This is a genomic window from Rhodopseudomonas sp. RCAM05734, assembly GCF_052658035.1.
Genome location: NZ_CP199742.1, coordinates 5739836 through 5765750 on the forward strand (window position 1 = coordinate 5739836; position 25915 = coordinate 5765750).

A 25915-nucleotide genomic window follows, 5' to 3' on the forward strand; every position below is an offset into this window, starting at 1 on the left:
GTGGATTGGTACGCGAAAGGGGGCGGGAGGTTCAAATGGCCGCCACGGTTCCCTCGGGCTCGGAGCGACTGGAACGGATGGCTTCAATAATACGCGTGAAAATGATGCACCGGGCCGTGGCCGTGGCCGACGTCGAGCCGGTCCGCGGCGGCGATGGCGGCGCTGATGTAGCTCTTCGCAGAACGCACCGCGGTTTCCAGATCGTCGCCCTTGGCCAGGCGCGCAGCGATGGCTGACGACAGCGTGCATCCGGTGCCGTGGGTGTTTTTTGTAGCGACGCGCGGCGCGGGCAACGCGACGACGCGGTCGGCGCCGATCAGATAGTCGGTGCTCTCGGCGCCGTGCCCGTGACCGCCCTTGATCAGCACATGGGCGCAGCCCAGCGCCAGCAGGCGCCGGCCCTGATCGGCGATGGCGCTTTCGCTCTCGGCGATGGGCTCGTCGAGCAGCGCCGCGGCTTCCGGCAGGTTCGGCGTGATGATGGTGGCGCGGGGAATGAGGTCCGTGCGCAATGCGGCGATGGCCTCGGCCACCAGCAGCCGGTCGCCGGAGGTCGCGACCATCACGGGATCGAGCACCACATGCGCCGGCGACCAGCGCGCCAGCCCCGCGGCGATGGCCTCGATCACATCGCGCTGCGCCACCATGCCGATCTTGACGGCGCGGACGTCGAGGTCGTCGAACACCGCGTCGATCTGCGCAGTGACGAAGACCGCCGGCACCGGATGGATCGCGGTGACGCCTTTTGTGTTCTGCGCCGTCAGCGCGGTGATCACCGAAGCGCCAAAGACGCCCGATGCCGCGAATGTCTTGAGGTCGGCCTGGATTCCGGCGCCGCCTGACGAGATCGGAGCCGGCAATGGTGAGGGCGATGGGAATGGACATACGGGCTCTTCGCAAAATCCGCTGACGGCGGCGGTGTGCAGTCCTAGCGCGGCGTGCTATGGCCAGCAAGCGGGCCCGCCCCGCGGCCCGGCTTGCCACGACCCATGGTTTTTGGCTTGATGGCGCCCGAATTTGGCCTTTCTCGGAGAAATGCGATGGTTCCCTTCTTTGTCCAGTTCAAGTGCAAGCTTGGCCAGTCCTACGCGGTCGCCAATGCGCTGGCGGAAGCCGAGATCGCCTCCGAGATCTATTCCACTGCCGGCGATTACGACCTGCTGGTGAAGTTCTACGTCGACAACGCCACCGACATCGGCCACTTCGTCAACGAGAAGGTCCAGGTCATCCCGGGCATCCAGGACACTCACACCATCATCACCTTCAAGGCGTTCTGAACGAACTGGAGTTCAGCGTTCCCCGGATGCTGCGCAACGCGCCGCTTTGCGGCGTGGTGCGCTGCTGATCCGCCCAGCTCGCTGCCTGTTCGAAAGCGGGATCCCGGATCTGCGGAGCAGCAAGCGATGCTTCGCATCGCTCACTGCACCGCGTCCGGGACACGACAGCGCGTAGCCACCTCACCCAACCTTTGCCAGCACCTTCACCACCGGCGCGTCGGGATCGGCCTCGTCGTCGGCCATGGTGGAAATCGGCGACATCGGCGTGTCCCTAAGCCGCTTCAAGCCGAGCTGGCGTTCGCGCAGGATGACGAAGATGCCGGCCCCCGCGACGATGACGGCGCCGCCGACCACCGAAAGCGTCGGCACCTCGCCGAAGATCCAGTAGCCGAGCATGAAGGCCCACAGCATCGCGCTGTAGTCGAACGGCGCCAGGAACGAGGCCGGGGCGTAGCGATAACTGTCGGTGAACAGCATCTGGCCGAGGCCGCCGGCGATGCCGATGCCGACCAGCAATGCCCACTCCGCGCCGTTGGCCGGCAGGCGCCAGCCGAACGGCGCCGTCAGCAGCGACACCGCCATCACCGTCAGGGTCATGAAGATCACGATCGCCGACGAGGTCTCGGTGGCGGTCAGCCGGCGGATCTGGATGGTGGCGCCGCCCGAGGACACCGCATTGGTCAGCGCGAAAGCGAGGCCTGCGATCATCGAGGTGGTCAGCGCCGCATGGTTGCCGAAATATGGCGACAGCATCAGGATCACGCCGCAGAAGCCGATGCCCACCGCCGACCAGCGATAGGCGTGGACGTGTTCCTTGAGGATGACGGCGGCGAACACCACGGTGATCAGCGGTGCGATGAAGGCGATGGCGGTGACGTCGGCGATGGGCAGCCGGGCCAGTGCGCCAAATGTGCAGAACGTGCCCACCACGCTAAAAATCCCGCGCACCATGTGCGCCGACAGCCGGTCGGTGCGCAGCGCGCCGCGCAGCTGCCCGCGCGCGCCGAAGAAGACCACGATGGGGATCAGTGCGAACAGCCCGCGGCAGAACACGATCTCGCCGACCGGAAGCGAGCTGCCGAGATAGCGCGCCTGGGCGCCCATCAGCGCAAACGCCACCGTGCTGGCGATCTTCAGCGACACGGCCTTGATGATGTTCATGGGTGACGGGAATCGCGCGAGGAGAATGATCTTCTACAAATCACATGCGGATGGTCGGGAAAACCACCGCTGCGGCATGGCTTGGCCGAAGTCCATGCAGCGGCCCGCCCTCCGCTGTCACCGCGTTTTCGGATGCCGCCACCCGCGAAAGCGGGTGGCCCAGTAGACACTGGCGGCAGTGATTGAACCGGGAAGCATGTGTGTACTGGGTCCTCCGCTTGCGCGGAGGACGACAACCGCGTTTGCGGCTGATACCGAGCACTACCCCTGCTTCTTCGGCGGCCGTTTTGGGCCGTCCACCGCCGGCAGCGACTTCAGATAGGTGGCCATTGCCGCGCGGTCATCGGCCGACAGTTGCGAGGTATTGCGGATCACCCGGGTCATGGAGCCGCCGACGGTGTCGCCGTCCGGCGTCTGGCCGGTCTCCAGCAGATAGGCGATATCCTTCTCGCTCCAATCGCCGAGGCCCTTCTGGGTGATGTTGGGGATCCAGCCCTCGCCTTCGGGGTTGGGGCCGCCGGCAAAGCGCTGTTTCTCCACGATGCCGCCGAGCAGGTTGCGCGGGCTGTGGCATTCCGCGCAATGGCCCAGGGCGTTGACCAGATAGGCACCGCGGTTCCACGGCGACGACCGCGTCGGATCCGGCACGAACGGCTTGCCGTCCATGAACAGCAACTTCCAGCCGCCGAGGCTGCGGCGGATGTTGAACGGGAACGGCACGTTGTGCTCAGGTGCCTTGCCGGTCACCGCCGGCAGCGTCTTCACAAAGGCGAACAGGTCGCGGGCGTCGTTGACCGTCATGTGCTGATAGGACGTGTAAGGAAACGCCGGGAAGTAGTGCGTGCCCGACGGCGACGTGCCCTTGAGCAGCGCGGTGACAAAATCGGCCTCGCTCCAACGGCCGATGCCGTCGGCGGGATCGGGCGAGATGTTCGGCACATAGAAGGTGCCGAACGGCGATGGTATCGGAAGGCCGCCGCCAAGCCGCGTGCGGTCGGGCTGCGCCGGCACCGCATGGCATGAGGAACATCCCCCCGCATTGAACATTGTCAGGCCGTTACCCAGGTCCGGCGTATGCGCCGCAAGCGCCTGGGCGGGAATCACCGACGGAACGGTCAGCCACCAGAACACGGCCAGTCCGGCACAGGCCGCGCCGAGCGCAGCCAGGAGAAGTTTGTTCAACACGCATCCACCCATCGTCACGAAGCCAGCAAGCGCAATTACTATGACGCAAAATTCCCGCAAAAGCCGAGATGAAATTCTCAAACGTGTTCCGCCGGACGGGAATAATCCCCGACGACAAGGTTTCCAATCATCATCGACGACATGACCACCGGGAGAGAAGCCATGAAAACAACCAGAAACGTAGTCGCCACCCTCGCCTTCGCCGCAACCATCGTCGCCGGCCCGGCCTTCGCCGACAAGATGAAGGCCACGCTGAACGGCGCCTCGGAAGTGCCGGCCAACACCACCGCCGGCAAGGGCACCGCGGATATCGACTACGATCCCGCCACCAAGAAGCTGAGCTGGAAGCTGAGCTATTCCGGGCTGACCGGCCCGGCCACCGCCGCGCATTTCCACGGCCCCGCCGAGTCCGGCAAGAACGCCGGCGTTGCCGTGCCGATCGCTCCGGCGACCAGCCCCTCCGAAGGCAGCGCCACGCTGGCCGACGCACAGGCGGCCGACCTGATGGCCGGCAAGTACTACGTCAACGTGCACACCGCAGCCAATCCGGCGGGCGAGATTCGCGGCCAGGTGACGAAGTAGGACTTCGCGCTTACCAGGTTAAAAAGGGCGAATGCAGCGCGTTCGCCCTTTGCGTTAGCCGGTACAAGCCGCCACTGCGACGTGACGCAGCGCAGCACGCGCAAAACTTGTCATTCTCCACTATCGACATCACACTCCCCGCAACGAAAAAACTGCAGGGGGAAACCATGTCCATTCAGGACGCGACGACGCTCGCCGACATGATCCGCGCACAGGCAAAGGAGCGCGGCAATTCCATTGCGTTCGAATTCGAGGGACGCAGCACCAGCTACAAGAGCCTCGACGCCCATGCCAGCCGCGTCGCCAATGCGCTGACCGCGTCCCACATCAAGCCACACGAGCGCATCGCCTATCTCGGCAAGAACAGCGACATCTATTTCGAATTGTGGCTAGGCGCCATCAAGGCCAATGTGGTGATCGTGCCGGTGAACTGGCGCCTCGCCGCGCCCGAGATCGCCTTCATCGTCGCGGACTGCAAGGCCGCGATCCTGTTCGTCGGGCCGGAGTTCATCGAACTCACCCAAGGCATCCGGGCGCAACTGCCCGACGTCCGCATCGTCATGACCACGGAAGGCGGCGCGCCGGAGTGGCCCGACTACGCCGCCTGGCGCGATGCCCAGAGCGACAGCGACCCGATGGTCGCGCTGGGTGCCAACGATATCGCGATCCAGCTCTACACCTCCGGCACGACCGGCAAGCCGAAGGGCGCCATGCTGTCGCACACCAATTTCCTGTCGTTGGTGCGGATTGCCGATCTCGATAACCCCGACTGGAACAAATGGACGGAAGATGACGTCTCGCTGGTAGCGATGCCGGTGTTTCATATCGGCGGCTCCGGCTGGGGCGTGTTCGGACTGTATTACGGCGCCAAGGGCGTGATCATGCGCGAGTTCGATCCGACCAGGGTGCTGGATGTCTTCGAACGCTTCGGCATCACCAAACTGTTCATGGTGCCCGCCGCCATGCAGTTCATCGTCCGACAGCCGCGCGCCCGCGAGGTCGACTTCTCGCGGCTGCGCTACATCCTCTATGGCGCGTCGCCGATCCCCGCCGCACTGCTGAAGGAATGCATCGCGGTGTTCGGCTGCGGCTTCGTGCAGCTCTACGGCATGACCGAGACCACCGGCACCATCGTGGTGCTGCCACCGGAGGATCACGTCGAGGGCCGCGCCTGCATGCGCTCGGCCGGAAAGGCGCTGCCCGGCGTCGAGCTCGCGATTCTCGATGCCAATGGCGAGCGGCTGCCGCCCGGCGAGGTCGGCGAGATCGCCACCCGCTCCGGCTCCAACATGGTCGGCTACTGGAACCTGCCCGACGCCACCGCGCGCACGCTCGGCGCCGACAACTGGCTGCGTACCGGCGACGCCGGCTACATGGACGAAGACGGCTATCTCTACATTCACGACCGCATCAAGGACATGATCATCTCCGGCGGCGAGAACATCTATCCCGCCGAGGTGGAGAGCGCGATCTGCGATCATCCTGACGTCGCGGAGGTCGCCGTCGTCGGCGTGCCCGACGACACCTGGGGCGAAGCGGTGAAGGCGGTAGTGGTGCTGAAGCCCGGCAAGACGTTGAGCGCCACCGACCTGATGGGCTTCACCCGCGAGCGCATCGCCGGCTTCAAGACCCCGAAGTCGATCGACTTTATCGCCGCCCTACCGCGCAACGCGTCGGGCAAGATCTTGCGGCGGCATCTGCGCGATCCCTATTGGGAGGGACGCGAACGGCAGGTGAATTGACCGCGCAGCGCTGTCGCACCTTCTCGTGTCCCGGACGCGCTGCAGCCCGGCGATGCGAAGCATCGCTAGGCTTCACGCTGCTGCGCAGATCCGGCAACCCACGTTTATTTCACTGGGAAGCACGGGCCCCGGATCTGCGGCCGCGGCACGCAACGAAAAGGCCCGCTTGCGCGGGCCTTTGAATTTCAGTTGGCCGGATCGCCGTATGATCAGGCGGTCTTGGTGGCGTAGGTCGAGACCTTGGAGATGTTCTCCTGGGCGGTCTTGGCGCCTTCGGTCACCAGCTTGCCGAGATATTCGCTCGACGACTTGGCGCGCGCAGCCAGCACTTCGCCGTGCGAACGCACGAGGTCGGTCTGGATCTGCACCGCTTCGTTGAGCGACTTGGCGGAGGCGAGCTTGTCGATGCCGGCGAAGAAGGATTCGATATCCTGATACATCGCGCTCTGGATGTTGCGGCTGACCTTGGCGGCTTCGCCGACCGAATTGGTCACGGCGGTCTCGATCGCAGCGGTCACCTTCTCGGAATTGGCGTAGATGTCACCGACCTTCTCCTTGGCGGTGCCGGCGGCGCGCTTGACGAAGTCACGGGTGGCTTCAGGGACTTCCATGGTCTGGAAATTCTTGAACGCATCGGTCATCGGCGCGAAAGCCTGCTTGACGCTGTCGAAGGCTGAATTGGTTTCGGTGGTCATGTTCGTCTCCATCCTCGTGTTGTGAGCTATGGGCTCGTCCCGTCCGTTCGGACCGGGTGATAGCTTTATGACATGGTGAATGGTGCGTTGCAATATCGATGTTGCATCGCAATATCACGAATCCGTGATGTGCCTAACGGGGCGGCGGTTTCTGCCTACCGTAGCGGCAGGCGTCGACGATCACGGCCGTCCCCGGCTGGCGACGGGATCGGCGGCGCCTGTCCGGCGAGCGCAGCCGCGGCGCCAAAAACGATCGCATCTTCGCGCGTTAAGTCATTCTTAAGTACGACGGTCACTTCCGTCTCCGCGTCGCACGCGAACAAAAGATGCCCGTCGTCCCGGTGCGGTCGACTGCTGGGATAACGCGCACCGACGATAGGCCGCCGCCCAATTTCACGGCGGGCGCTCCCGCAGAGGCGCGGCTTCGCCTGTCTCGCCGGCGCAAACCGGGCGAGCCGCAGCGTCATTCACATATCGGTAACCACGGCGCGTCCGGTTGCGTGCAGTTGACGAAGGAGACGGCGCGCCTGCTGGCGACGGCGAGCGAGCCTGCGGCAATCCGGGCCACTCGCCGCCGCGGTTCTGCCTTCTGCCAGGCGCAAAACCATGTCATAAGACTGCAATACAGCCGAGGTAGAATTTCGTGGCCTTCATCGCATACCAACCGCAGCAGATGGTACGTGCCAATGGCATCGAGCTTTGCTTCGACGTGTTCGGCGCGGATGACGCCGAGCCGATGGTCATGATCATGGGACTCGGCGCCCAGCTAATTCACTGGGACGATGACTTCTGCAAGGCGCTGGCCGCATGCGGATTCCGAGTCATTCGTTTTGACAACCGCGACATCGGCCATTCCACCAAGCTGTCCGGCAGCAAGCGCATTACGATCAAAGAACTGCTCAAGCTGCGGTTTTTCGGCACGCCGCTGGATGCGCCCTATACGTTGCGGGACATGGCGGACGACACGATCGGCCTGCTCGATGCGCTCGACATCGAGGCTGCCCATGTGGTCGGCGCGTCAATGGGCGGCATGATCGCGCAGGAAATCGCCATCAGCCATCCTCGCCGCCTGCGCTCGCTGACCTCCATCATGTCCTCCACCGGCGACCCGAAACTGCCGCAGCCGACCCGCGAGGCGTCGATGCTGCTGCTGGCGCGCCATCCGGCCACCAAGGACGCCTATCTGAAACTCTTTGCCCGGACCTGGAAGATTCTGCGCAATGGCAGCTTTCCGGCCGAGGAGGCGCTTGATCGCGACCGCGCCGAACGCACCTTTGCCCGCGGCCTCAACCCCGCCGGTGTCGGCCGGCAATTGCGCGCGATCCTCGCCTCCGGCGACCGCACCGAGCGACTGCTCAGCGTGCGGGCGCCGACACTGGTGATCCACGGCAGCAACGATCCGGTGGTGAGACCGGAAGCCGGCCGCGCCACCGCCGCAGCCGTCCCCGGTGCCAACCTGCTGATGCTCGAGGGCATGGGACACGCGATCCCGATGCCGATGTGGCCGCAGATCGTCAATGCCATCGTCAGTCATGCCCGCGCCGCATCGCCCCTCAAGGTCGCTGTGCCGACGCGGACGACTGCAACCGAGCGCCGGCAACGTCATCCGCTGGCCCAGACATCCAGCACGTAACGATTGCCGGTGCCGAGATTGTCGATCCAGCGCACCGCAGCGTCTGCATCGGCGCCGGCGCGTTCCCGGTAGATCTTCATCAGCGTGGCCTTGACGTCCGGCTCCATCTTGCCACCGTCACCGCAGACAAAGGTGATCGCGCCCTGCCCGATCAGTTGCCAGACGCGACCCTGCTGCGCCGCGATCAGATGCTGCACATAGGTCTTCGGCCCCTCGCCGCGCGAAAACGCCACGAGCAACTCGCAAATGCCCTCCGCGGCAAACAGCTCAAGTTCTTCCCGATAGAGAAAATCCTGATCGGGATGGCGGCAGCCGAAGAACAGCAGCGCCGGCCCCAGCGTCGCGCCCTTGGCCTTGAGCGCCGCGCGCTCCTGCAGGAAACCGCGGAACGGCGCCAGACCCGTCCCCGGCCCGATCATGATGATCGGCACCGCGGGATCGTCCGGCAGCCGGAACCCGGCCTTGGTCTCGCGCACTGTGCCCAGCACAATGTCGCCGGCGCGACGGCCGGCCAGGTAGTTGGAACAGACGCCCTTGTAGAGGCCGCGGCCGGACTGTGCAGCGCCGGCGACCACCGCGACGGTGATGCAGCAGCGCAACGGATCGATGCGCGGCGACGATGAGATCGAATAGTAGCGCGGCGCCAGCAGCGACAGCATTTCCAGATAGGCGTTGAACGGCAACTCACAGGCCGGATGGTCCTCGAGCAGGTCGTAGACTGACTTGCGCCTGCCCAGCACTTCGCTGCGGTAGCGCTCGCTCGCCGCGGCATCGTCGCCGACATAGGCCAGCAGCTTCGGTTTGGTCATCGGGCAGCGGGTGTGCTCTGCCATGACCTGGATCTGCTTTCGGGTCGCGACCTGCTGCAGTTCGACGAACTCGGTGAGCAGGCGGCCGACCGAAACGGCATCGCCCACCGGCAACTGCGCGCGGCGACCTTTGGCCACCTGAAGCCGGATCTGGTCGGCCGGCAGGAAGCCGAAACGCCGCGCCACCGCATCGACCAGCACCGGATCGTTCGATGGCACCACGCTGAGATGATCGCCGACGCGGTAGCTGGCGCCCGCGGGCAGTTGCACCTCGATGTGCCGCGTCGAGCGCGACGATGCGTTCGGTTCGGTCAGGTTCTGCAACTCGCCGTTGACCGTCACCTTCATGGCCGCGACGCCGCCCAGCGCCACCACCGCATTGACGGCGCCCGGTGCCACCGGTTCGATGGCATACAGCGGCGCATCGTCGGCGCTGCGGTCGAAACTGGCGTCGAGGCCGAATTCCTTCACCGCCAGTGGCCGCAATTTCGCGAACCAGGATTCGAACTGGCCCTCCAGATCGTCGCGGGCGTCGCCCTCGCCGCGGACGTAGGCGTTGCGCGCACCGTGCGCCGTCAACTGCTCGTCGATGAAGCGCGGGATCGACTGGTACGTGGCGTTCCAGTCGCTGTTGCCGCAACCGAACACCGCGTAGCGCACCTTGGCGAAGGCGTCCTTCGGCAGGTCGCCGCCGAGCCACGCCACGAATTCGGTGGCGTTGTCCGGCGGCGCACCGTTGTAGGAGGCGCAGAAGATCAGCACGCCGCCCTGCTCCGGCAGCCGGCCGACGAAATCATCCAGCGGCGCCAGCGTGGTGGCGAAGCCGTTGACCCCGGCGAGATCGGCAACCCGGCTGGCCAGTTCCTCGGCGGTGCCGAGATTGGAGCCGTACAGCACCAGCAGCGGCGTGTTGTGCGCCGGGCGCGCGCGGACCGGCGCGGTCGGCGCCACCGGCGCAGAAGCCACGGTTGCCGCTTGCCCCGCATAAGCGCCGCGTTCGTGCTCGACGCGGGGCCGCACCTTGATCTTGAAACCGTCGGGCTTGATGGTCAGCGTCTCCTTCAGCGCCATCTGGTAGCGCTTGTGATCGATCAGCCGGAACCGCTGCAGGATCATGCCCAGCGCCAGCGCGGCCTCGTGCATGGCAAAGCCGCGGCCGATGCAGGCGCGCTGACCGTTGCCGAACGGCTTCCAGGCATTGACTGGCCGCTTGGCCTCCGCCTCACGGGAAAAATTCTCCGGATCGAAGGCGTCGGGATTTGGCCCCCACACCGACGGGTCGCGGTGCAGCGCCAGCACCAGCACGGTGACGAAGGTGCCCTTCCTCAAATTGTACTTGCCGCCGATGGTCTCGTCCTTGAGCGGGGCGATGCCATAGGCCGGCGCCGGCGGCCACAGCCGCAGCACTTCCTTGAGAATCTGGGTGATGTAAGTGAGCTGCGTGACCTGGCTATAGGTCGGCTTCGCCGCCGTATCCGGCCCGAGCACGCGGTCGACTTCCTCATAGGCCTTCTTCAGGACTTCCGGGTTCTTCAGCAGCGCGTAAATGGCGCAGGACAGCAGACCAGAGGTGGTCTCGTGGCCGGCGATCAAAAACGTGTTGATCTGGTAGCGGATGTTGACGTCGTCGAGCTGCTCGCCGGTGGTGCGATCGACGCCGGTCATCATGGCGCCGAGCATGTCCTTCTTGCCCTCGGCAGCCTCGGCATTCTTGCGACGTTCGGCGATGATCTCGTCGACCATGGAATTCATGAAGGCGACGTCCAGCGCCAGCGTGGCGCGGCGCTTCTTCAGCCACAGTCCCTCCAGCGGCAGGCCGCGGGTCATCATGATGGTCTCGAGCGAGCGCACCAGCGACTCCACGAACGGATGGTAGTCGCGGCGATAGAACGAGTTGAAGCGATAGTCGAAGCCGCACAGGCCGATGGTGTCGAGTGTCAGCGCGGTCATGTCGTGGACCACGTCGATCTCCTCGTCGGCGTTGAGCCGCTCCCATTTCTTGACCAGCTGCTCGGCGATATCCACCATGCTGGGGTGATAGGACTGCATGGCGCGGTTGCCGAACGGCGTCAGCAGGATGTTGTGCGCCTTGCTCCAGTTCGGCTCTTTGGTATCGGCGGTGAATAGCCCGTCGCCACCGACCGCGCGCACCCTGCGGAGCGCGCCGCGCACCGCCTTGTCGAAGCGCTTCTCGTCGCTCAGCTCTTCGACCAGATCGTGACCGGAGACGATGACAATGGGCGCGCCCATCATGTCGAGCCAGAAGATCGGCCCAAGCTCCTTGGTCAGCCGTGCCAGATGCTGCACCGGCGCCGCTGAATCCAGCGACAGCATGTTGCCGACCACCGGCTTCTTCGGCGGATGCGGGATCGGAGCAAGCTTGTTGGTGGAGGGCATCTCACAACACTTCCTGTTTCGTAGGATGGGTAGAGCGCCTTCGCGAAACCCATCATTGCGAGAATTGAATTGATGGGTTTCGCTACGCTCTACCCATCCTACGGGTCACCCGAACCTCTTCCTTCGCCATTCGATCAGCTTGGCGCTCACCTCGTCCGGCTGTTCCTGCTGGGTCCAGTGGCCGCTATCCTTCACCAGGTATTTCTCCAGATCCGGCACGATCTTCTCCATGCCGTCGGCGGCCGACGGCGGCAGCACCGCATCGTTCTCGGCCATGATCATCAGCGCGGGGACGCGCACGGTGTGGTCCAGGCCTTCGCAGCGCTCCCAGTTGCGGGTCATGTTGCGATACCAGTTGATGCCGCCGGTGAAGCCGGTCCGGGTGAAGGTGTCGACGAACACCTTCTTCTCCTCCGGCGACAGGATTTGCGGGCGCGGGTCCTTTGCGGCGTCATACGCCGCGATCATTTGCGGAAACGCCAGATTGGTCTTGGGCGAAGCGCCGATCCCGGCCGATGGGCCTTCCGCCATGGCCATTTCCTTGCGCGGCATCGGCTTGCGCATGAAGGCGTCGAACGTCTGCTCGACGCGGCTGCCGAAGATGCGGTCGGGCTCGCGGGCGGGATCCTGGAACTGAACGATGTACATCTGGTCGCCGAAGCGCTTGCGATAAATCTGCAGCGGATCGACCGGCGCCCGCGGCGTGTGCGGCGTGTTGATGCCGACCACGCCGGCGACGCGGTCGATATGGCGCAGCGGCATCTGCCAGATGACGAAGCCGCCCCAGTCATGGCCGACAAAAATTGCCTTGTCGATCTTCAGGTGATCGAGCAACCCGACCAGATCGCCAGTGAGATGCTCGAGGTCATAATCCTCAACTTTCTCAGGCCGATCGGTGGCGCCATAGCCGCGCTGGTCCGGCGCGATGACGCGGATGCCGGCTTCGGAGAGCGCCTTGATCTGGTGCCGCCACGAGAATGCCAGCTCCGGCCAGCCGTGGCACAGGACCATCGGCGGCGTATCGGTCTTCGGACCCGCCTCGTAGAAGCCCATGCGGATGCCGTTGACCTCGGCGAACTGCAACGGCGGCATCTCGGTCATGGTTGCTCCTGAGCTCAACTGGCAGCGCTTTGCAGATTGCCGGGCGGCGCGAACGCCGCCTGCAGCTCGGCGAACTCCTGCGGCAGCATGTCGGCCAACACCTGGACATGGGGGATGATATTGGCCCCGGCGATGAAACCGAAATCGAGCTGGTCGCGATAGCTCTGCACGGTGATGTTCAGCGCCAGGCCATGGGTGGCGATCGACACCGGGAAGATGTGCAGCAGCTCGGCGCCGGCCGCATACAGCGTCTGCCGCGGGCCGGGCACGTTGGACACCGTGATGTTGGCCGCGGGCGGCAGCACGTCGGACAGGCTGGAGCGGCTGTAGAGCAGCGCCAGGATCTGCACCACGATCGGCGCGCCGAGCATCGAGACGTTCGACACCTGCGGCATCAGCGCCCGCAGCGGGTGCGACATTTCCTTCGACTTGGTCGATTGCGCGATGATCGCCTCCAGCCGCGCCTTGGGATCGGCGATATCGCTGGCGATGGCGCAGATCATGCCGAACACCTGGTTGTTGGCTTCGGTATTGCCCTCCTCGCGCAGCGAGATCGGCACCGCAGCGGTCATGGATTTCGCCGGCAACTCCCCGCGCTCCTTGAGATAGCGCCGGACCACGCCCGATGACAGCGCCAGCACCACATCGTTGAGCTTGCCGCCGGCCTGCTTGGCCAGCGCCTTGGCCGCCGACAGCGACACCGAGACCCCGGCAAAGCTGCGCTCCGACGAGATCGCCTTGTTGAGCACGGTGGACGGCGACACCATGCTGGTGAGGCTGTCGCGCGACTTGGGATCGGCCACCTTACCGACGACATCGGCCACGCTCTTCAGCATGGTAGGAAGGGCGCCGGCAAACTTCACCGCGCTCTCGATCTGGAACATGGCGTTGTCGAACAGGATCGAGCCGAGGTCGCTCTTGCCGCTGCGCGGCAGTTCGATGCCCTTGGCAGCGGCGCTATCGAACGGATTCAGCCATAGCTGCCGGTAGGAATCGATCAGGCCGGCGGCGATATCGCGCGGCTCCGGCCCGGCCTTGGCGCGGGCCGCGGGCTTCTCCACCTCGCGCGGCACCGGCGTCACGTCATAGATCATGTTGGTCAGCGCCGCGCCGGCGCCGCCGTCGATGCAGGCGTGGTGCATCTTGGAATACAGCCCGACCTCGTTGTCCTTCATGCCCTCGAAGACGTAGAACTCCCATAGCGGTCGCGCGCGGTTGAGCGGCTTGGCATGCATCCAGCCGACGATGCGCTCCAGCGTGGCGCGGTCATGCGGCGCCGGCAGGGTGCCGCGGAAGATATGGCGGTCGATATCGAACTGGTCGTCCTCGACCCAGGAAGGATGATCGATGTCCAGCGGGGTCTTTTCCAGCCGCGCCTTGAGGATCGGCGCGAGGTGCAGGCGCGACGCGATCATCGCCTTGAATTCTTCAAAGAAGCTGCCGGCGTGGCCCTCGGGCAGCCGGAAGATCGCCATGCTGCCGACGTGCATCGGCATCTCCGGCGTCTCGAGATAAAGAAACGACGCGTCCATCGAGGACAGCTTCTTGCCGGCGTCCGCCATGATGTCCCTCCCCGTAACCATGCCGGCGCCTTTGCGGCGCTCTGACGGGGATTGTGCCTGTTCCGGTAGCGGATATGCAATGGCAAAAATGAGATGCCGTAGGGTGGGCAAAGGCGCGTTGCGCCGCGCCCACCATCGTCGCGCGATCATTGAACCGCTGTGGCGGGCACGCCTCGCCGCGCTTGCGCCGCCGAGGCTTTGCCCACCCTACAAGTTACTTCTTCTCCGGCGTCCGGCCGGTGGCGAGCGAGGCCATGTTGGAGAACATTTCCGTAAAGCGCTCACCCATCTTGGGATCGAAGGTGAACCAGCTCTGCATGATGGATTCCGGGGAGAACTTGTCGATGTTGGCCATCATCTTTCCCTGCATCTGGTCCATCATCGCGGCCTGCATCGGCTGCACGTCGGGAAGGCCAAAGAACGCACGCGCCTCTTCCGGGGTGCAATCCACGACAACGGTAACTTTCATCAAAGGCTCCTGAATCCGGTCGTCATGCCGACGTGCACGACGACGCAGCGCCAGTATCGCCGCGGTCCGTCACAATGCAAGCGGTCCGGCTGATGCAGTGCAGCGCGCGAGCAACCGAAGCGTTCGACGCCGGAGGCCTTGGGATCGTCGAGCGGCGCCACCCCGGTGATCATGTCCGCCAGCGGCCGTCCGCTGGCCGGGTCTGCCAGATGCCGCTTGCGCCGGATAGAAACTCTGCCAACATGGCACGTGGGTTGCAGGGTAACGCGGTGCTGGCAGCAACCGCCGGGGGAGACGCGACGCATGTTGATCCGTAAGATTTGTCTGGCCGCATCGATCGCCATCTTCGCGACGTGTTCGGCCCAGGCGCAGACGCTACGCTATGCCAACCAGGGCGATCTGAAATCGCTCGATCCCTATACGCTGAACGAATCCACCACCATCGCCCATCACGGCCATATCTATGAAGGCTTGACCGCGCGCGACAAGGACCTGACGATCATTCCCGGCCTCGCCGAAAGCTGGGAAACGCCGGAACCGACCCGCTGGCGCATCCACCTGCGCAAGGGCGTCAAATTCCACAACGGTGACCCCTTCACCGCCGACGACGTGGTGTTCTCCGCCGACCGCGTCCGTGCCAAGGGCTCGAACTTTGCGACCCGCGTCCCCAGCGATGCCAAGGTGGTCAAGATCGACGACTACACCGTCGACTTCATCCTGACCGCGCCCAATCCGATCCTGACGTCGCTGTGGGATACCTGGTACATCATGGACAAGAAGTGGTGCGAGGAAAACGGCGCCGTCGAGCCGACCCCAGCCGCAGCCACCACACCGAGCTTTGCGTCGCTGCACGCCAATGGCACCGGGCCGTTCACCATCGAAAGCCATCAGCCCGGCGTCAAGACCGTGTTCAAGGCCAACCCGAACTGGTGGCGCAACCCCGAGCACAATCTCAAGGAAATCATCTTCACGCCGATCGCATCCGACGCCACCCGCGTCGCAGCCTTGCTGTCGGGCGAGATCGACATGATGGAGCCGGTGCCAATCCAGGATATCGCGCGGGTCCAGGCCAGCCCCAACGCCGTGGTGATGACCGGTCCCGAACTGCGCACCATCTTCCTCGGCATGGACCAGGTCCGCGACGAACTGGGATTCTCCAACGTCAAGGGCAAGAACCCGTTCAAGGACATCCGCGTCCGCGAGGCCTTCTACAAGGCCATCGACATCGAGCTGATCAAGACCCGCGTCATGCGCGGCCTGTCGACGCCGTCGGCCCTGATGATTGCGCCACAATTGTTCAAGCTGTCGGGCGAGTTCACCCGGCCGAAATATGATGCAGACGGTGCCAAGAAACTGCTCGTCGCGGCGGGCTATCCCGACGGGTTCGAAGTCGGCATGGATTGTCCCAATGACCGCTACGTCAACGACGCCGCGATCTGTCAGGCCGTGGTCGGCATGCTGGCGCGGATCGGCATCAAGGTGAACCTGCTGGCGCAGCCGAAGGCGCTGTATTTCGCCAAGATCCTGAAGTCCGGCGGCTTCAACTCCTCGTTCTACATGCTGGGTTGGACGCCCAGCACGCTCGACTCCCACAACGTGCTGTACGAGATCATGGGCTGTCGCGACAATCCCGCCAGCTCGCGCGGCGACACCAATGTCGGCGGCTACTGCAACAAGGACTTCGACGCCCTCACCGACAAGGTGCTGCAGGAAACCGATCCGTCCAAGCGCGACCTGCTGATCAAGGCCGCCTATGAGATCGGCGCCAAGGACTTCGGCTACATCCCGCTGCACCAACAGGCGCTGGCTTGGGGCGTGTCGAAGAAGGTCAAGCTCACCCAGCGCGCCGACAACCAGGTGCTGCTGTACTGGGCCACCAAGCAGGATTAGGGCCTCATCCTGAGGGGCCGCCTCTTGGCGGCGTCTCGAAGGATGAGCACAACAACTCATGGTTCGAGACGCCCGCCCAGCGGCGGGCTCCTTACCATGAGGGCCCCGTTTCGTTGTTCATGCGCCTCGCCGCATTCACCTTTTGAGAAAGCGAAAGGACTCCATGCTCGCTTTCATTCTGCGCCGCGCTTTGCAATCTGTCGGCGTGATGATCGCCGTGGGTATCATCTCGTTTGCCATGTTCCGCTTCGCCGGCGACCCGGTGAACCAGATCGTGTCGATCGATACCTCGTATGAGCAGCGTATGCAGATCCGCAAATCGCTCGGGCTCGACGATCCCGTTCCCGTGCAGTTCGCGCGCTATTTTATTGATGCGGCGCAGTTCAAGTTCGGCGTCTCCTACCAGTTTCGCCAGCCGGTCTCGGCCCTGCTGAAGGAGCGCATGCCGGCGACGCTTGAACTCGCCACCTGCGCCACCATCCTGGCGATGCTGTCCGGCATCCTGATGGGGGTGTATTGCGCGCTGCGCCGCGACTCGCTGCTCGCGAAGCTGTTCCAGGCGGTGTCGCTGATCGGCATCTCGCTGCCGACCTTCCTGATCGGCATCCTGCTGATCTACCTGTTCTCGGTGGTGCTGGGCTGGCTGCCATCGTTCGGGCGCGGCGACGTCGTGCATTTCGGCTGGTGGACCACCGGCCTGCTCACGGCGTCCGGCCTCAAGGCGCTGATCATGCCGTCGATCACCCTCGGCCTGTTCCAGATGACGCTGATCATGCGGCTGGTGCGCGCCGAAATGCTCGAAGTGCTGCGCACCGACTACATCCGCTTCGCCCGGGCCCGCGGCCTGACCACGCGGGCGATCCATTTCGGCCACGCGCTGAAGAACACGCTGGTGCCGGTCATCACCGTCGCCGGCCTGCAGTTCGGCTCGGTGATCGCCTTTGCGATCATCACCGAGACCGTGTTCCAGTGGCCCGGCATGGGGCTGTTGTTCGTGCAGGCGGTGCAGAACGTCGACATTCCGATCATGGCCGCCTACCTGCTGGTGGTGTCGTTGATCTTCGTCACCATCAACCTGATCGTCGACATCCTCTACACCATCGTCGATCCGCGCCTGCGCGCCACCGTGGGCCGGCCGGCATGAGCGCACGAACATGACCGACATTCCCGCCCCGCGCCATCGCTCCCTGTTCGCGCGCGCCATCGATAGCGACATCTTCTATTTGTTCCGCCGTTCGAAGATGACCATGGTGGCGGCCTTCGTCACCTTGGTGTTCTTCCTGCTGGCGATCTTCGCCACCTGGCTGGCCGTGCAAAACCCCTTCGATCCGGCGCAGCTCGAACTGATCAATTCGCGCATCGCGCCGCTGTGGACCGCGGATGGCCAGAGTCCGTTCCTGCTCGGCACCGACGAACAGGGCCGCGACGTGCTCTCCGCCATCCTCTACGGCCTGCGGGTGTCGCTCACCGTCGGCGTGCTCGGCGTGGCCTTCGCAGCTGTGCTCGGCATCTCGCTCGGCCTGATCGCCGGCTATTTCGGCGGCTGGATCGACACCCTGATCATGCGCATCGCCGACGTGCAGCTGACCTTTCCCGCCATCCTGATCGCGCTGCTGATCGACGGCGTCGTCAAATCGGCGCTCGGCAACCAGCTCGATGCCACCACCACCCTCATGGTGCTGGTGGTCGCCATCGGCTTGAGCTTCTGGGTGCAATATGCCCGCACCGTCAGGGGCTCGGTGATGGTGGAGAAGAACCGGGACTATGTCGCCGCGGCGCAGCTGATCGGGCTGCCGGCGCGGGTGATCATGATCCGCCACGTGCTGCCCAATACCATGGGGCCGATCCTGGTGATCGCCACCATCAACCTGGCGCTGGCCATCATCACCGAAGCGACGCTGTCGTTCCTCGGCTCCGGCATGCCCGACACCATGCCGTCGCTGGGCACGCTGATACGCATCGGCAACAACTATCTGTTCTCCGGCGAGTGGTGGGTGGTGATCTTTCCGGGCCTGGCGCTGGCGTCGCTGATCCTGTCCATCAACCTGCTCGGCGACTGGCTGCGCGACGCGCTGAATCCGAAACTGCGATGACGTCACACCCCTTTCAGGCAAAGCCGCGCATGATCGAACCCGTCCTCTCCGTCCGCGATCTCCGGGTCGAGTTCGTCAATCGGCGCGGCGCGCTGCGCGCCATCGACGGCGTCTCTTTCGACATCGCCAAGGGCGAGGTGCTGGGCGTGGTCGGCGAATCCGGCGCCGGCAAATCCGTCACCGGCCTCGCCGCCATCGGCCTGATCGACCCGCCCGGCCGCATTGCCGGCGGCGAGATCTGGCTCTCCGGCCTGCGCATCGACAATCTGCCGCCGGAGGACATGCGGAGAATCCGCGGCAGGCGCATCGGCATGATCTTCCAGGATCCGCTGACCAGCCTGAACCCGCTGTACCGGATCGGCGACCAGCTGGTCGAAACCATCCGGACCCATCTCAACCTCAACGAAACCGCCGCGCGAAAACGCGCCATCGACCTGCTCGCCGAGGTCGGCATCCCCGCGCCGGAAAAACGCATCGATGCCTATCCACACGAGTTCTCCGGCGGCATGCGCCAGCGGGTGGTGATCGCGCTGGCGATCGCTGCCGAGCCCGAACTGATCATCGCGGACGAGCCGACCACCGCGCTCGACGTCTCCGTACAGGCGCAGATCATCGCGCTGATCAAGCGGCTCGGCCGCGACCACGGCACCGCGGTGATGCTGGTAACCCACGACATGGGCGTGATCGCCGAGACCTCGGACCGCGTCGCGGTGATGTATTCCGGCCGCATCGCTGAGATCGGCCCGGTGCGCGACGTGGTACAGAATCCGCTGCATCCCTATGCCAAGGGCCTGATGGGCGCGATCCCGACGCTCGCCGGCGACGCCAGCAAGCGCCTCGTGCAAATTCCGGGCTCGATGCCGCGGCTGTCGAACATTCCGCCGGGCTGCGCCTTCAACCCGCGCTGCGCCTTTGCCTTCGATCGCTGCCGGATCGAGCGGCCGGAGCCGATCCCCGTCGGCGCCCAGAGCGTCGCCTGCCATCTCTATGACCGCGACGCGGCGACGGAGTCCGCGGCATGACGAAACTCGTAGAGGTGAGTAACCTCCGTCGGACCTTCGACGTCTCAAGGCCCTGGCTGAACCGGGTGATCGAGCGCAGCCCGATGGAATTCTTGCGCGCGGTGGACGGCGTATCGTTCGATATCGCCAAAGGCGAGACCTTTGCGCTGGTCGGCGAATCCGGCTCGGGCAAGACCACGGTGGCGCGCATGGTGGTGGGGCTGCTGCCGCCCTCCTCCGGCGAGGTCATCATCGACGGCGTCTCCATGAGCGATCCCCGACAGGCGCAAGCGCGGCAGAAGCTGCGCAAGCGCATCCAGATGATCTTTCAGGATCCCTATGCGTCGCTCAATCCGCGCAGGCGCGTCGGCACCATCGTTGCCGAGCCGATCCGCGCCTTCGACCTGATCCAGGGCGAGCGCGACATCAACGGCCGCGTCGGCGAGTTGCTGGCGCTGGTGGGGCTCCATCCCGACGATGCGCAGAAGTTTCCGCACGAATTCTCCGGCGGCCAGCGCCAGCGCGTGGCTATCGCCCGCGCGCTGGCCTCGGAAGCCGAGTTTCTCGTGTGCGACGAGCCGACCTCGGCGCTCGACGTCTCCGTGCAGGCGCAGATCCTCAACCTGATGCGCGACCTGCAGGACAAGTTCGGCCTGACCTACCTGTTCATCAGCCACAATCTCGCGGTGGTCCGGCACATGGCAAGCCGGATCGGCGTGATGTATCTCGGCCGCATTGTCGAGATTGCCGAAGGCCGCGAATTGTTCAGCCATCCGCGTATGCCCTACACCCGCATGCTGCTCGGTGCGGTGCCGGATCTGGCGATGTCCGGCCGCGCCCGCATCGCCGTGAAGGGTGAGATCCCCAACCCGATCGACCCGCCGTCCGGCTGCCCGTTCCATCCGCGCTGCCCGGACGTGTTCGACCTGTGCCGCGCCGTGGTGCCGGAATTGATCGATGGCGTGGCGTGTCACGCGGTGAATGGGGTTTCAGCGCCCTAGCCTCGTTTCCCGGACGCGGTGCAGCGCTCTTGCGCTGCTCCGCAGATCCGGGACCCAATCGACGCACAACTGAGCATGGGCCCCTGTGTAGTCGGGATCTGTCATGATGGGTGCGGGCGGGATGCCGTTGGGCCCCTGGTCATGAAGACCGTGATCCGGCTTGGCACCCGCCCGCGCTACATTACCCACACCTGAACAGTTGATCGAGGCCGTTCGCCGCGGACCTCGCAGCACAGGGACAGGCATCATGATCATACATCCTGGCTTCGTTGGAATCGATATCTCCAAGGACTTTCTTGACGTCTTCGACAGCAACATCGGCACGGTGCGCCGCATCGACAACCTCCCCGAGGCGGTCAACGCCTTGATCGCGGGGTGGGCCGGCAGCGATGTATTCGTGCTGTTCGAGGCCACCGGCCACTACGACAAGGCGCTGCGCCGGGCCTTGAGCGCGGCCGGTATCGCTTTCGCGCGGGTCAACCCCGCCCGCGCCCGGGATTTCGCCCGCTCCATCGGCTTGCTCGCCAAGACCGACGCAATCGACGCGCGGATGCTGGCGGCGATGGCCCAATGCCTGCGGCCCGGCGCCGACGGCACCACCGACCCGGCGCGGGAGCAGCTTGCCGACCTGCACAAGCGCCGCGATCAGCTCGTCGCCTGCCGCAAGCAGGAGCGCACCCGCCTTGCCGCAACCGGCGCCGACCTGCTGGACGAGCTGATGCAGCATATCGCCTGGCTCGATCAGGCTATCCAGCGCATCGATCGGCGGATCGCCACCCTGATTGCCGGGCAGCAGGGCCTGCACGCCGCACAACGCCTGATGCGCTCGGTGCCGGGCATCGGCCCGGTTTGCGCCGCCACGCTGTTGGCACTGATGCCGGAACTCGGCTCCCGCTCGCCAAAGGCCATCGCCGCTTTGGCTGGACTGGCGCCCTTCAATGTCGATAGCGGCAAGTTCCGCGGTGCCCGCAAGATCCACGGCGGCAGGCGCCGGGTCCGCGAAGCCCTCTACATGGCGGCCGTCTCCGTCACTCGAACCAAATCCCGGTTCGCAGCAGCCTATCGTGCCCTGAGAGACGCGGGCAAACCCGCCAAAATCGCCCTGATCGCCGTCGCTCGCAAGCTGCTCGTCACCCTCAATGCGGTGCTTCGTGATCAAGCGCCCTTTCACGCTTGATCACGAAAATTACAGTTGCCGGATCTGCGGTGCACCACGCTGCAAGAGCAGCGTCATGCACCGCGTCCGGGGCACGAGGCCTTGCCGTTAGATCACGAATTCCCGCGACACCCGCCGTGTGTCCATCTCGAATTCCAGGTCAACAACCGGCGGCCGGGCATAGTGCCAGGTCAGGCCGGAGCGGGCCGCACCGTGACGCACCAGTTCGTCGGCAGCCACGGCATGGAAATCGTGCACGGTGTAGACCTGCGTCGCGGTGGTATCCTTCCAGCCGTGGCCGAAGGCGCCGAGACGGCTTTCCATCTCGCCGACCGTAAAACGGACCTTGTCCTGCCAGGCGGCCGGACTGAGATCGCGATAGCGCACGATTCGTTCCGGATAGCTGCCGGGGGCCGCCGCGCGACTCCGCGCCGCCGGCGATCACGAAGCTCGGCCGCGCGCCGAGCATCGGCCGCGTGAAGCAGAAGGCGTAGAAGGACGGCTCCAACGGCGGATCGATCTCGGGGCAGACGTTGCTGCGCGCCACCGGATTGTTGGTGCCGACGCCATCGAAGATGCCCCAGTCAGCGAGCGTCGTAACGTAGCGCTCGTTGAAAGCGCGAAAGCCGGCTTCGTCGACAGCCGCAGGCGATCGCAACTCGCAGGCGCAGAATGACGTCAGCGGACGATCGGCCGCTTCGATGTAATCGGCGATCATCGAAAAGCCGTCCGCCAGTGGAACCGGCTGGTCGAAGCGGACGCGCTCGATCTCGAAATCCGGATGCGCCTTGACGCCGCTGGAGTACTGGAACACGGCGGGAATGTAGCTGTAGTTTCCGGCCGGAAAGTCGCGCGTCATGGGGATTCCTGTCGATTGCGAAAGCACACAAAGAAATGGCGGATCGAACGATGTTCGATCCGCCATCAAACCTCAAAGAATCCGCTCTCGCAAGCTCAGGTCGGCCGCAGCGCCGGCGAGGAATGCTGCATGTCGAACTCCTCGATCTCCTTCGCGCGCTGCGATTCCTTGCCGGCGCGATGATCGGTGGCGATCGCGACGTAAACCGCCGGCAGCACGAACAGCGTGAACAGCGTGCCGATCATCATGCCGGACACCACCACAAGACCGATCGAGAACCGACTGGCCGCACCGGCACCCGCTGCGGTCAGCAGCGGCAGCAGGCCGGTGACCATGGCCGCCGTGGTCATCAGGATCGGGCGCAGACGCACGCGGGCCGACATCTCGATGGCCGAGCGCTTGTCGAGGCCTTCCTTCAGCTGCAGCTCGTTGGCGAACTCCACCATCAGGATGCCGTGCTTGGAGATCAGTCCGACCAGCGTGAGCAGGCCGACCTGGGTGTAGATGTTGATCGTCGCCACACCGAAGAATAGCGGGATCAGCGCGCCCGAGATCGCCATCGGCACCGAGATCATGATCACCAGCGGATCGCGCAGCGACTCGAATTGCGCCGCCAGCACCAGGAAGATGATGATCAGCGCAAAGCCGAAGGCGATAGCGAGCTGGTTGCCTTCCTGCACGTACTGCCTGGAATCCGCGAGGTAGTCGTGGTTGAAGCCGGACGGCAACTGCTTGGCCGCGCTCTCCAGGAAGTCGACCGCGGCACCGACGGTGACGCCTGGCATCGGAACGGCCTGGAAGGTCGCCGAATTCGGCTGGTTGTAGTGCGACAGGGCGTTGGGGTTGGTGGCGGTTTCCACGGTGACCAGCGTCGATAGCGGGATCTGCTGACCGGACGTGCTCGCAACATAGTAATTTGCCAGCGAGTCCTGCGAAATCCGCAACGCGCGCGGCACCTGCGGAATGACCTGGTAGGAGCGCCCCTCGAGGTTGAAGCGGTTGGTGTAGTTGCCGCCGAGCAGCGTCGACAGCGTGCTGCCGATGCTCGCCATAGTGACGCCGAGGTCGTTGGCCTTGTTGCGGTTGACCTTCACCTTGACCACCGGCTGGTTGTAGTCGAGGTCGCTATCAGCGACGATGAACAGACCGCTCTTGCGCGCGGCGTCCTTGAGCTTGTTCATCTCCTCATAGACCGACTGGAAGCCATTGGTGGAGTTGATCACCATCTGGATCGGCAGGCCGCCCGGTCCGCCGGGCAGCGCCGGCAGGTTGAAGGCGAAGGCATTGACGCCCTCGATCTTGCTGAGCTCGGCCTGCACCAGCGGCTTCAGCTTGGTGGTCGAGCGCGTGCGCTCGTCCCACGGCTTCAGCGCCATGCCGGCAATGCCGTTGGAGGGACCGTTGGTGCCGTTGATGATGAAGCGCAGATCGGTTTCCGGGAACTTCTGGAAGACCTTGTCCATCTTGTCGCTATAGAAGTCGGCATAATCGATGTTGGCGTATTTCGGCGCCTTGGTCACAGCGAACAGGATGCCCTGATCTTCCTCGGGCGCCAGTTCCTTCGACGTATGCTGATACATGAACACCACGAGGCCGAGGATCACGACGGCGAACAGCGCGGTGATCGGACGGTAATCCAGCGAACGGTCGAGCTGACGGCCGTACCAGCGCGTGGTGGCGCCGAACACCATATCGACCTTCTTGGCGAACCAGCCCGGCTCCTCCTGCTTCAGCAGCACCGAACACATCATCGGCGACAGCGTCAGCGCGATCACACCGGAGACGATCACCGAGCCGGCCAGCGTGAAGGCAAACTCGCGGAACAGCGCGCCGGTGAGGCCGCCGAGGAAGCCGATCGGCGCGTAGACCGCCGCCAGCGTGATGGTCATGGAGATCACCGGGCCGACGATTTCGCGGGCACCCTCCAGCGAGGCCTGCACCGGCGACTTGCCCTCCTCGAGATGACGATGGATGTTCTCCACCACCACGATGGCGTCGTCGACCACCAGGCCGATCGCCAGCACCATGGCCAGCAGGGTCAGCATGTTGATGGAGAAGCCCATCACCAGCATCAGGCTGCAGACGCCGACCAGCGACAGCGGGATGGTGACCACCGGGATGATGACCGAACGGAACGAGGCGAGGAACAGGAAGATCACCACGATGACGATGCCGACCGCCTCGATCAGCGTGTGTTCGACCTCGTTGATTGAAGAGGTGATGAACTTGGTGGAATCGTAGGCCACCTTCATCTTCAGCGACGGCGGCAGGTTGCGCTCCAGCTCGGGGAACAGCTTGCGCACGCCCGCCACGATGTTGAGCGGATTGCCCTGCGGGGTCGACTGGACGCCGATGAAGATCGCGCGCTCGCCGTTGAAGGCCACGCTGGCATCGGCGGTTTGCGCCGCCAGCTCGACGGTGGCGACATCCTCGATGCGCACGAAGCCGCCGTCCTTGGCCTTGATGGTCATCCGCTTGAACTGATCGACATTCTGCAGATCGGTATTCGCGGTGACGTTGGAGATGATGTAGTAGCCCTTGGTCTGACCGGCCGCGGACTGGAAGTTGTTGGCGCGGATCGCCGCGGTGACGTCATCCGGCGAAACGCCGCGACCCTGCATGCGCACCGGGTCGAGCCACAGCCGCATCGCGAAGGTCTGGCCGCCGAGGATGTCGGCCGAGGCGACGCCGTCGACGGTGGACAGCACCGGCTGCACTGCGCGCGTCAGGTAATCGGAAATCGCCGAGCCTGACAGCTCTTCGCTGGAAAACCCGAGATACATCACCGCGGTGGTCGAGCCGGTCGACTTGACGATCACCGGATCGTTGGCCTCTTTCGGGATCAGGTACTTGACCGAGTTGACCTTCGACAGCACTTCGGTGAGCGCGGCGTTGGGATCGTTGTTCAGCTTGACGTAGACCGAGATCAGGCTCTGGCCCTGGGTCGAGGCCGAGGTCATGTAGTCCAGGCCTTCGGCGGCAGCGACGGCCTGCTCGATGGGCGTGGTGATGAACCCCTGCATCAGGTCCGGCGACGCGCCGGGATACACCGTGGTGATGGTGATCACGGTGTTCGACAGCTTGGGATATTGCCGGATCGGCAGGCTGGTGGCGGCCTTGAAGCCGATCAGCAGGATCAGCAGGCTGACCACCAGCGCCAGCACCGGGCGCTTGATGAAGATGTCCGTGAAAACCATTGCGACGCTCCGTCACCGGCATCCGACGCCGGCCTCAACGGCCGCGCATCGATGCGAGAATTGATTCAACAAATCGCCGGAAACGGATCGCGCACGGCGCGATCC

At 64.7% G+C, this 25915-nt stretch carries 18 protein-coding genes and 2 pseudogenes; 10 read left to right on the top strand and 10 right to left on the bottom strand.

The window, feature by feature from the left end; translation table 11 throughout:
- Positions 1-83 precede the first annotated feature (83 nt).
- Positions 84-885 (bottom strand): annotated as a pseudogene (gene thiD / locus ACUXVA_RS27405) (bifunctional hydroxymethylpyrimidine kinase/phosphomethylpyrimidine kinase).
- 155 nt (positions 886-1040) lie between these two features.
- Between thiD and ACUXVA_RS27410 the strand changes: the two are divergent.
- The gene (locus ACUXVA_RS27410) at positions 1041-1277 is read left to right on the top strand and encodes an Lrp/AsnC ligand binding domain-containing protein (RefSeq protein WP_265082780.1); all 237 of its coding nucleotides are present in this window, start codon (positions 1041-1043) and stop codon (positions 1275-1277) included.
- A gap of 180 nt (positions 1278-1457) precedes the next feature.
- Here ACUXVA_RS27410 and ACUXVA_RS27415 read toward each other — a convergent pair whose 3' ends face one another.
- Both ACUXVA_RS27415 and ACUXVA_RS27420 read right to left on the bottom strand, forming a co-directional pair.
- Positions 1458-2438, bottom strand: a complete 981-nt coding sequence (locus ACUXVA_RS27415) for a DMT family transporter (protein WP_265082779.1) — start codon at positions 2436-2438, stop codon at positions 1458-1460.
- 261 nt (positions 2439-2699) lie between these two features.
- Entirely contained in the window at positions 2700-3623 is a 924-nt protein-coding gene (locus ACUXVA_RS27420; RefSeq protein ID WP_445489275.1) for a c-type cytochrome, read from the bottom strand.
- Positions 3624-3785: 162 nt separating this feature from the next.
- Between ACUXVA_RS27420 and ACUXVA_RS27425 the strand changes: the two genes are divergently transcribed.
- Both ACUXVA_RS27425 and ACUXVA_RS27430 read left to right on the top strand, forming a co-directional pair.
- Entirely contained in the window at positions 3786-4205 is a 420-nt protein-coding gene (locus ACUXVA_RS27425; protein WP_445489277.1) for a CHRD domain-containing protein, read from the top strand.
- Positions 4206-4372: 167 nt separating this feature from the next.
- On the top strand, positions 4373-5947 hold the full coding sequence (locus tag ACUXVA_RS27430) for a fatty acid--CoA ligase (protein WP_445489279.1): 1575 nt from the start codon (positions 4373-4375) through the stop codon (positions 5945-5947).
- A 209-nt stretch (positions 5948-6156) separates the two neighbouring features.
- Here the strand turns inward: ACUXVA_RS27430 and ACUXVA_RS27435 are convergent, their stop codons facing one another.
- Positions 6157-6642 (bottom strand): phasin family protein, encoded by a 486-nt coding sequence (locus ACUXVA_RS27435; RefSeq protein WP_445489281.1) that lies wholly within the window; start codon positions 6640-6642, stop codon positions 6157-6159.
- A gap of 673 nt (positions 6643-7315) precedes the next feature.
- Between ACUXVA_RS27435 and ACUXVA_RS27440 the strand changes: the two genes are divergently transcribed.
- A complete protein-coding gene (locus ACUXVA_RS27440) occupies positions 7316-8275 on the top strand; it encodes an alpha/beta fold hydrolase (protein ID WP_413776512.1) in 960 nt (319 codons plus the stop codon).
- Here the strand turns inward: ACUXVA_RS27440 and ACUXVA_RS27445 are convergent.
- From ACUXVA_RS27445 to ACUXVA_RS27460, 4 genes are all read right to left on the bottom strand, one after another.
- Positions 8245-11481 (bottom strand): bifunctional cytochrome P450/NADPH--P450 reductase, encoded by a 3237-nt coding sequence (locus ACUXVA_RS27445; RefSeq protein WP_445489283.1) that lies wholly within the window; start codon positions 11479-11481, stop codon positions 8245-8247. The two genes, ACUXVA_RS27440 and ACUXVA_RS27445, sit on opposite strands and share 31 nt — an antisense overlap.
- 105 nt (positions 11482-11586) lie before the next feature.
- Positions 11587-12582, bottom strand: a complete 996-nt coding sequence (locus ACUXVA_RS27450) for an alpha/beta fold hydrolase (RefSeq protein WP_265082774.1) — start codon at positions 12580-12582, stop codon at positions 11587-11589.
- A gap of 14 nt (positions 12583-12596) precedes the next feature.
- Positions 12597-14144: a WS/DGAT/MGAT family O-acyltransferase gene (locus tag ACUXVA_RS27455; RefSeq protein WP_445489285.1), complete on the bottom strand. Its 1548-nt coding sequence runs from the start codon at positions 14142-14144 to the stop codon at positions 12597-12599.
- Positions 14145-14358: 214 nt separating this feature from the next.
- The gene (locus tag ACUXVA_RS27460) at positions 14359-14613 is read right to left on the bottom strand and encodes a DUF6489 family protein (protein WP_265082772.1); all 255 of its coding nucleotides are present in this window, start codon (positions 14611-14613) and stop codon (positions 14359-14361) included.
- A 303-nt stretch (positions 14614-14916) separates the two neighbouring features.
- On the opposite strand from ACUXVA_RS27460, the gene ACUXVA_RS27465 reads away from it, so the two are divergent.
- From ACUXVA_RS27465 to ACUXVA_RS27490, 6 genes are all read left to right on the top strand, one after another.
- Positions 14917-16503, top strand: a complete 1587-nt coding sequence (locus ACUXVA_RS27465; RefSeq protein WP_265082771.1) for an ABC transporter substrate-binding protein — start codon at positions 14917-14919, stop codon at positions 16501-16503.
- Positions 16504-16666: 163 nt separating this feature from the next.
- Positions 16667-17647, top strand: coding sequence for an ABC transporter permease (locus ACUXVA_RS27470; RefSeq protein ID WP_265082770.1), 981 nt, complete (start codon positions 16667-16669; stop codon positions 17645-17647).
- Positions 17648-17657: 10 nt separating this feature from the next.
- Positions 17658-18596 (top strand): ABC transporter permease, encoded by a 939-nt coding sequence (locus ACUXVA_RS27475; protein WP_265082769.1) that lies wholly within the window; start codon positions 17658-17660, stop codon positions 18594-18596.
- Positions 18597-18625: 29 nt separating this feature from the next.
- Complete coding sequence (locus tag ACUXVA_RS27480) at positions 18626-19618, top strand: ABC transporter ATP-binding protein (RefSeq protein ID WP_265082768.1); 993 nt, start codon at positions 18626-18628, stop codon at positions 19616-19618.
- Positions 19615-20598, top strand: a complete 984-nt coding sequence (locus ACUXVA_RS27485; protein ID WP_445489289.1) for an ABC transporter ATP-binding protein — start codon at positions 19615-19617, stop codon at positions 20596-20598. The genes ACUXVA_RS27480 and ACUXVA_RS27485 overlap by 4 nt, the downstream gene beginning before the upstream one ends.
- A gap of 247 nt (positions 20599-20845) precedes the next feature.
- Positions 20846-21775 (top strand): transposase, encoded by a 930-nt coding sequence (locus ACUXVA_RS27490; protein ID WP_265080989.1) that lies wholly within the window; start codon positions 20846-20848, stop codon positions 21773-21775.
- 87 nt (positions 21776-21862) lie between these two features.
- On the opposite strand, the pseudogene cnbZ reads toward ACUXVA_RS27490, so the two are convergent.
- Both cnbZ and ACUXVA_RS27500 read right to left on the bottom strand, forming a co-directional pair.
- A pseudogene (cnbZ, locus tag ACUXVA_RS27495) lies at positions 21863-22613 on the bottom strand (2-amino-5-chloromuconate deaminase CnbZ).
- A gap of 95 nt (positions 22614-22708) precedes the next feature.
- Positions 22709-25810 carry a MexW/MexI family multidrug efflux RND transporter permease subunit gene (locus tag ACUXVA_RS27500; RefSeq protein WP_445489291.1) on the bottom strand — a complete coding sequence of 1034 codons (3102 nt, stop codon included), beginning with the start codon at positions 25808-25810 and terminating at the stop codon, positions 22709-22711.
- Positions 25811-25915: the final 105 nt, after the last annotated feature.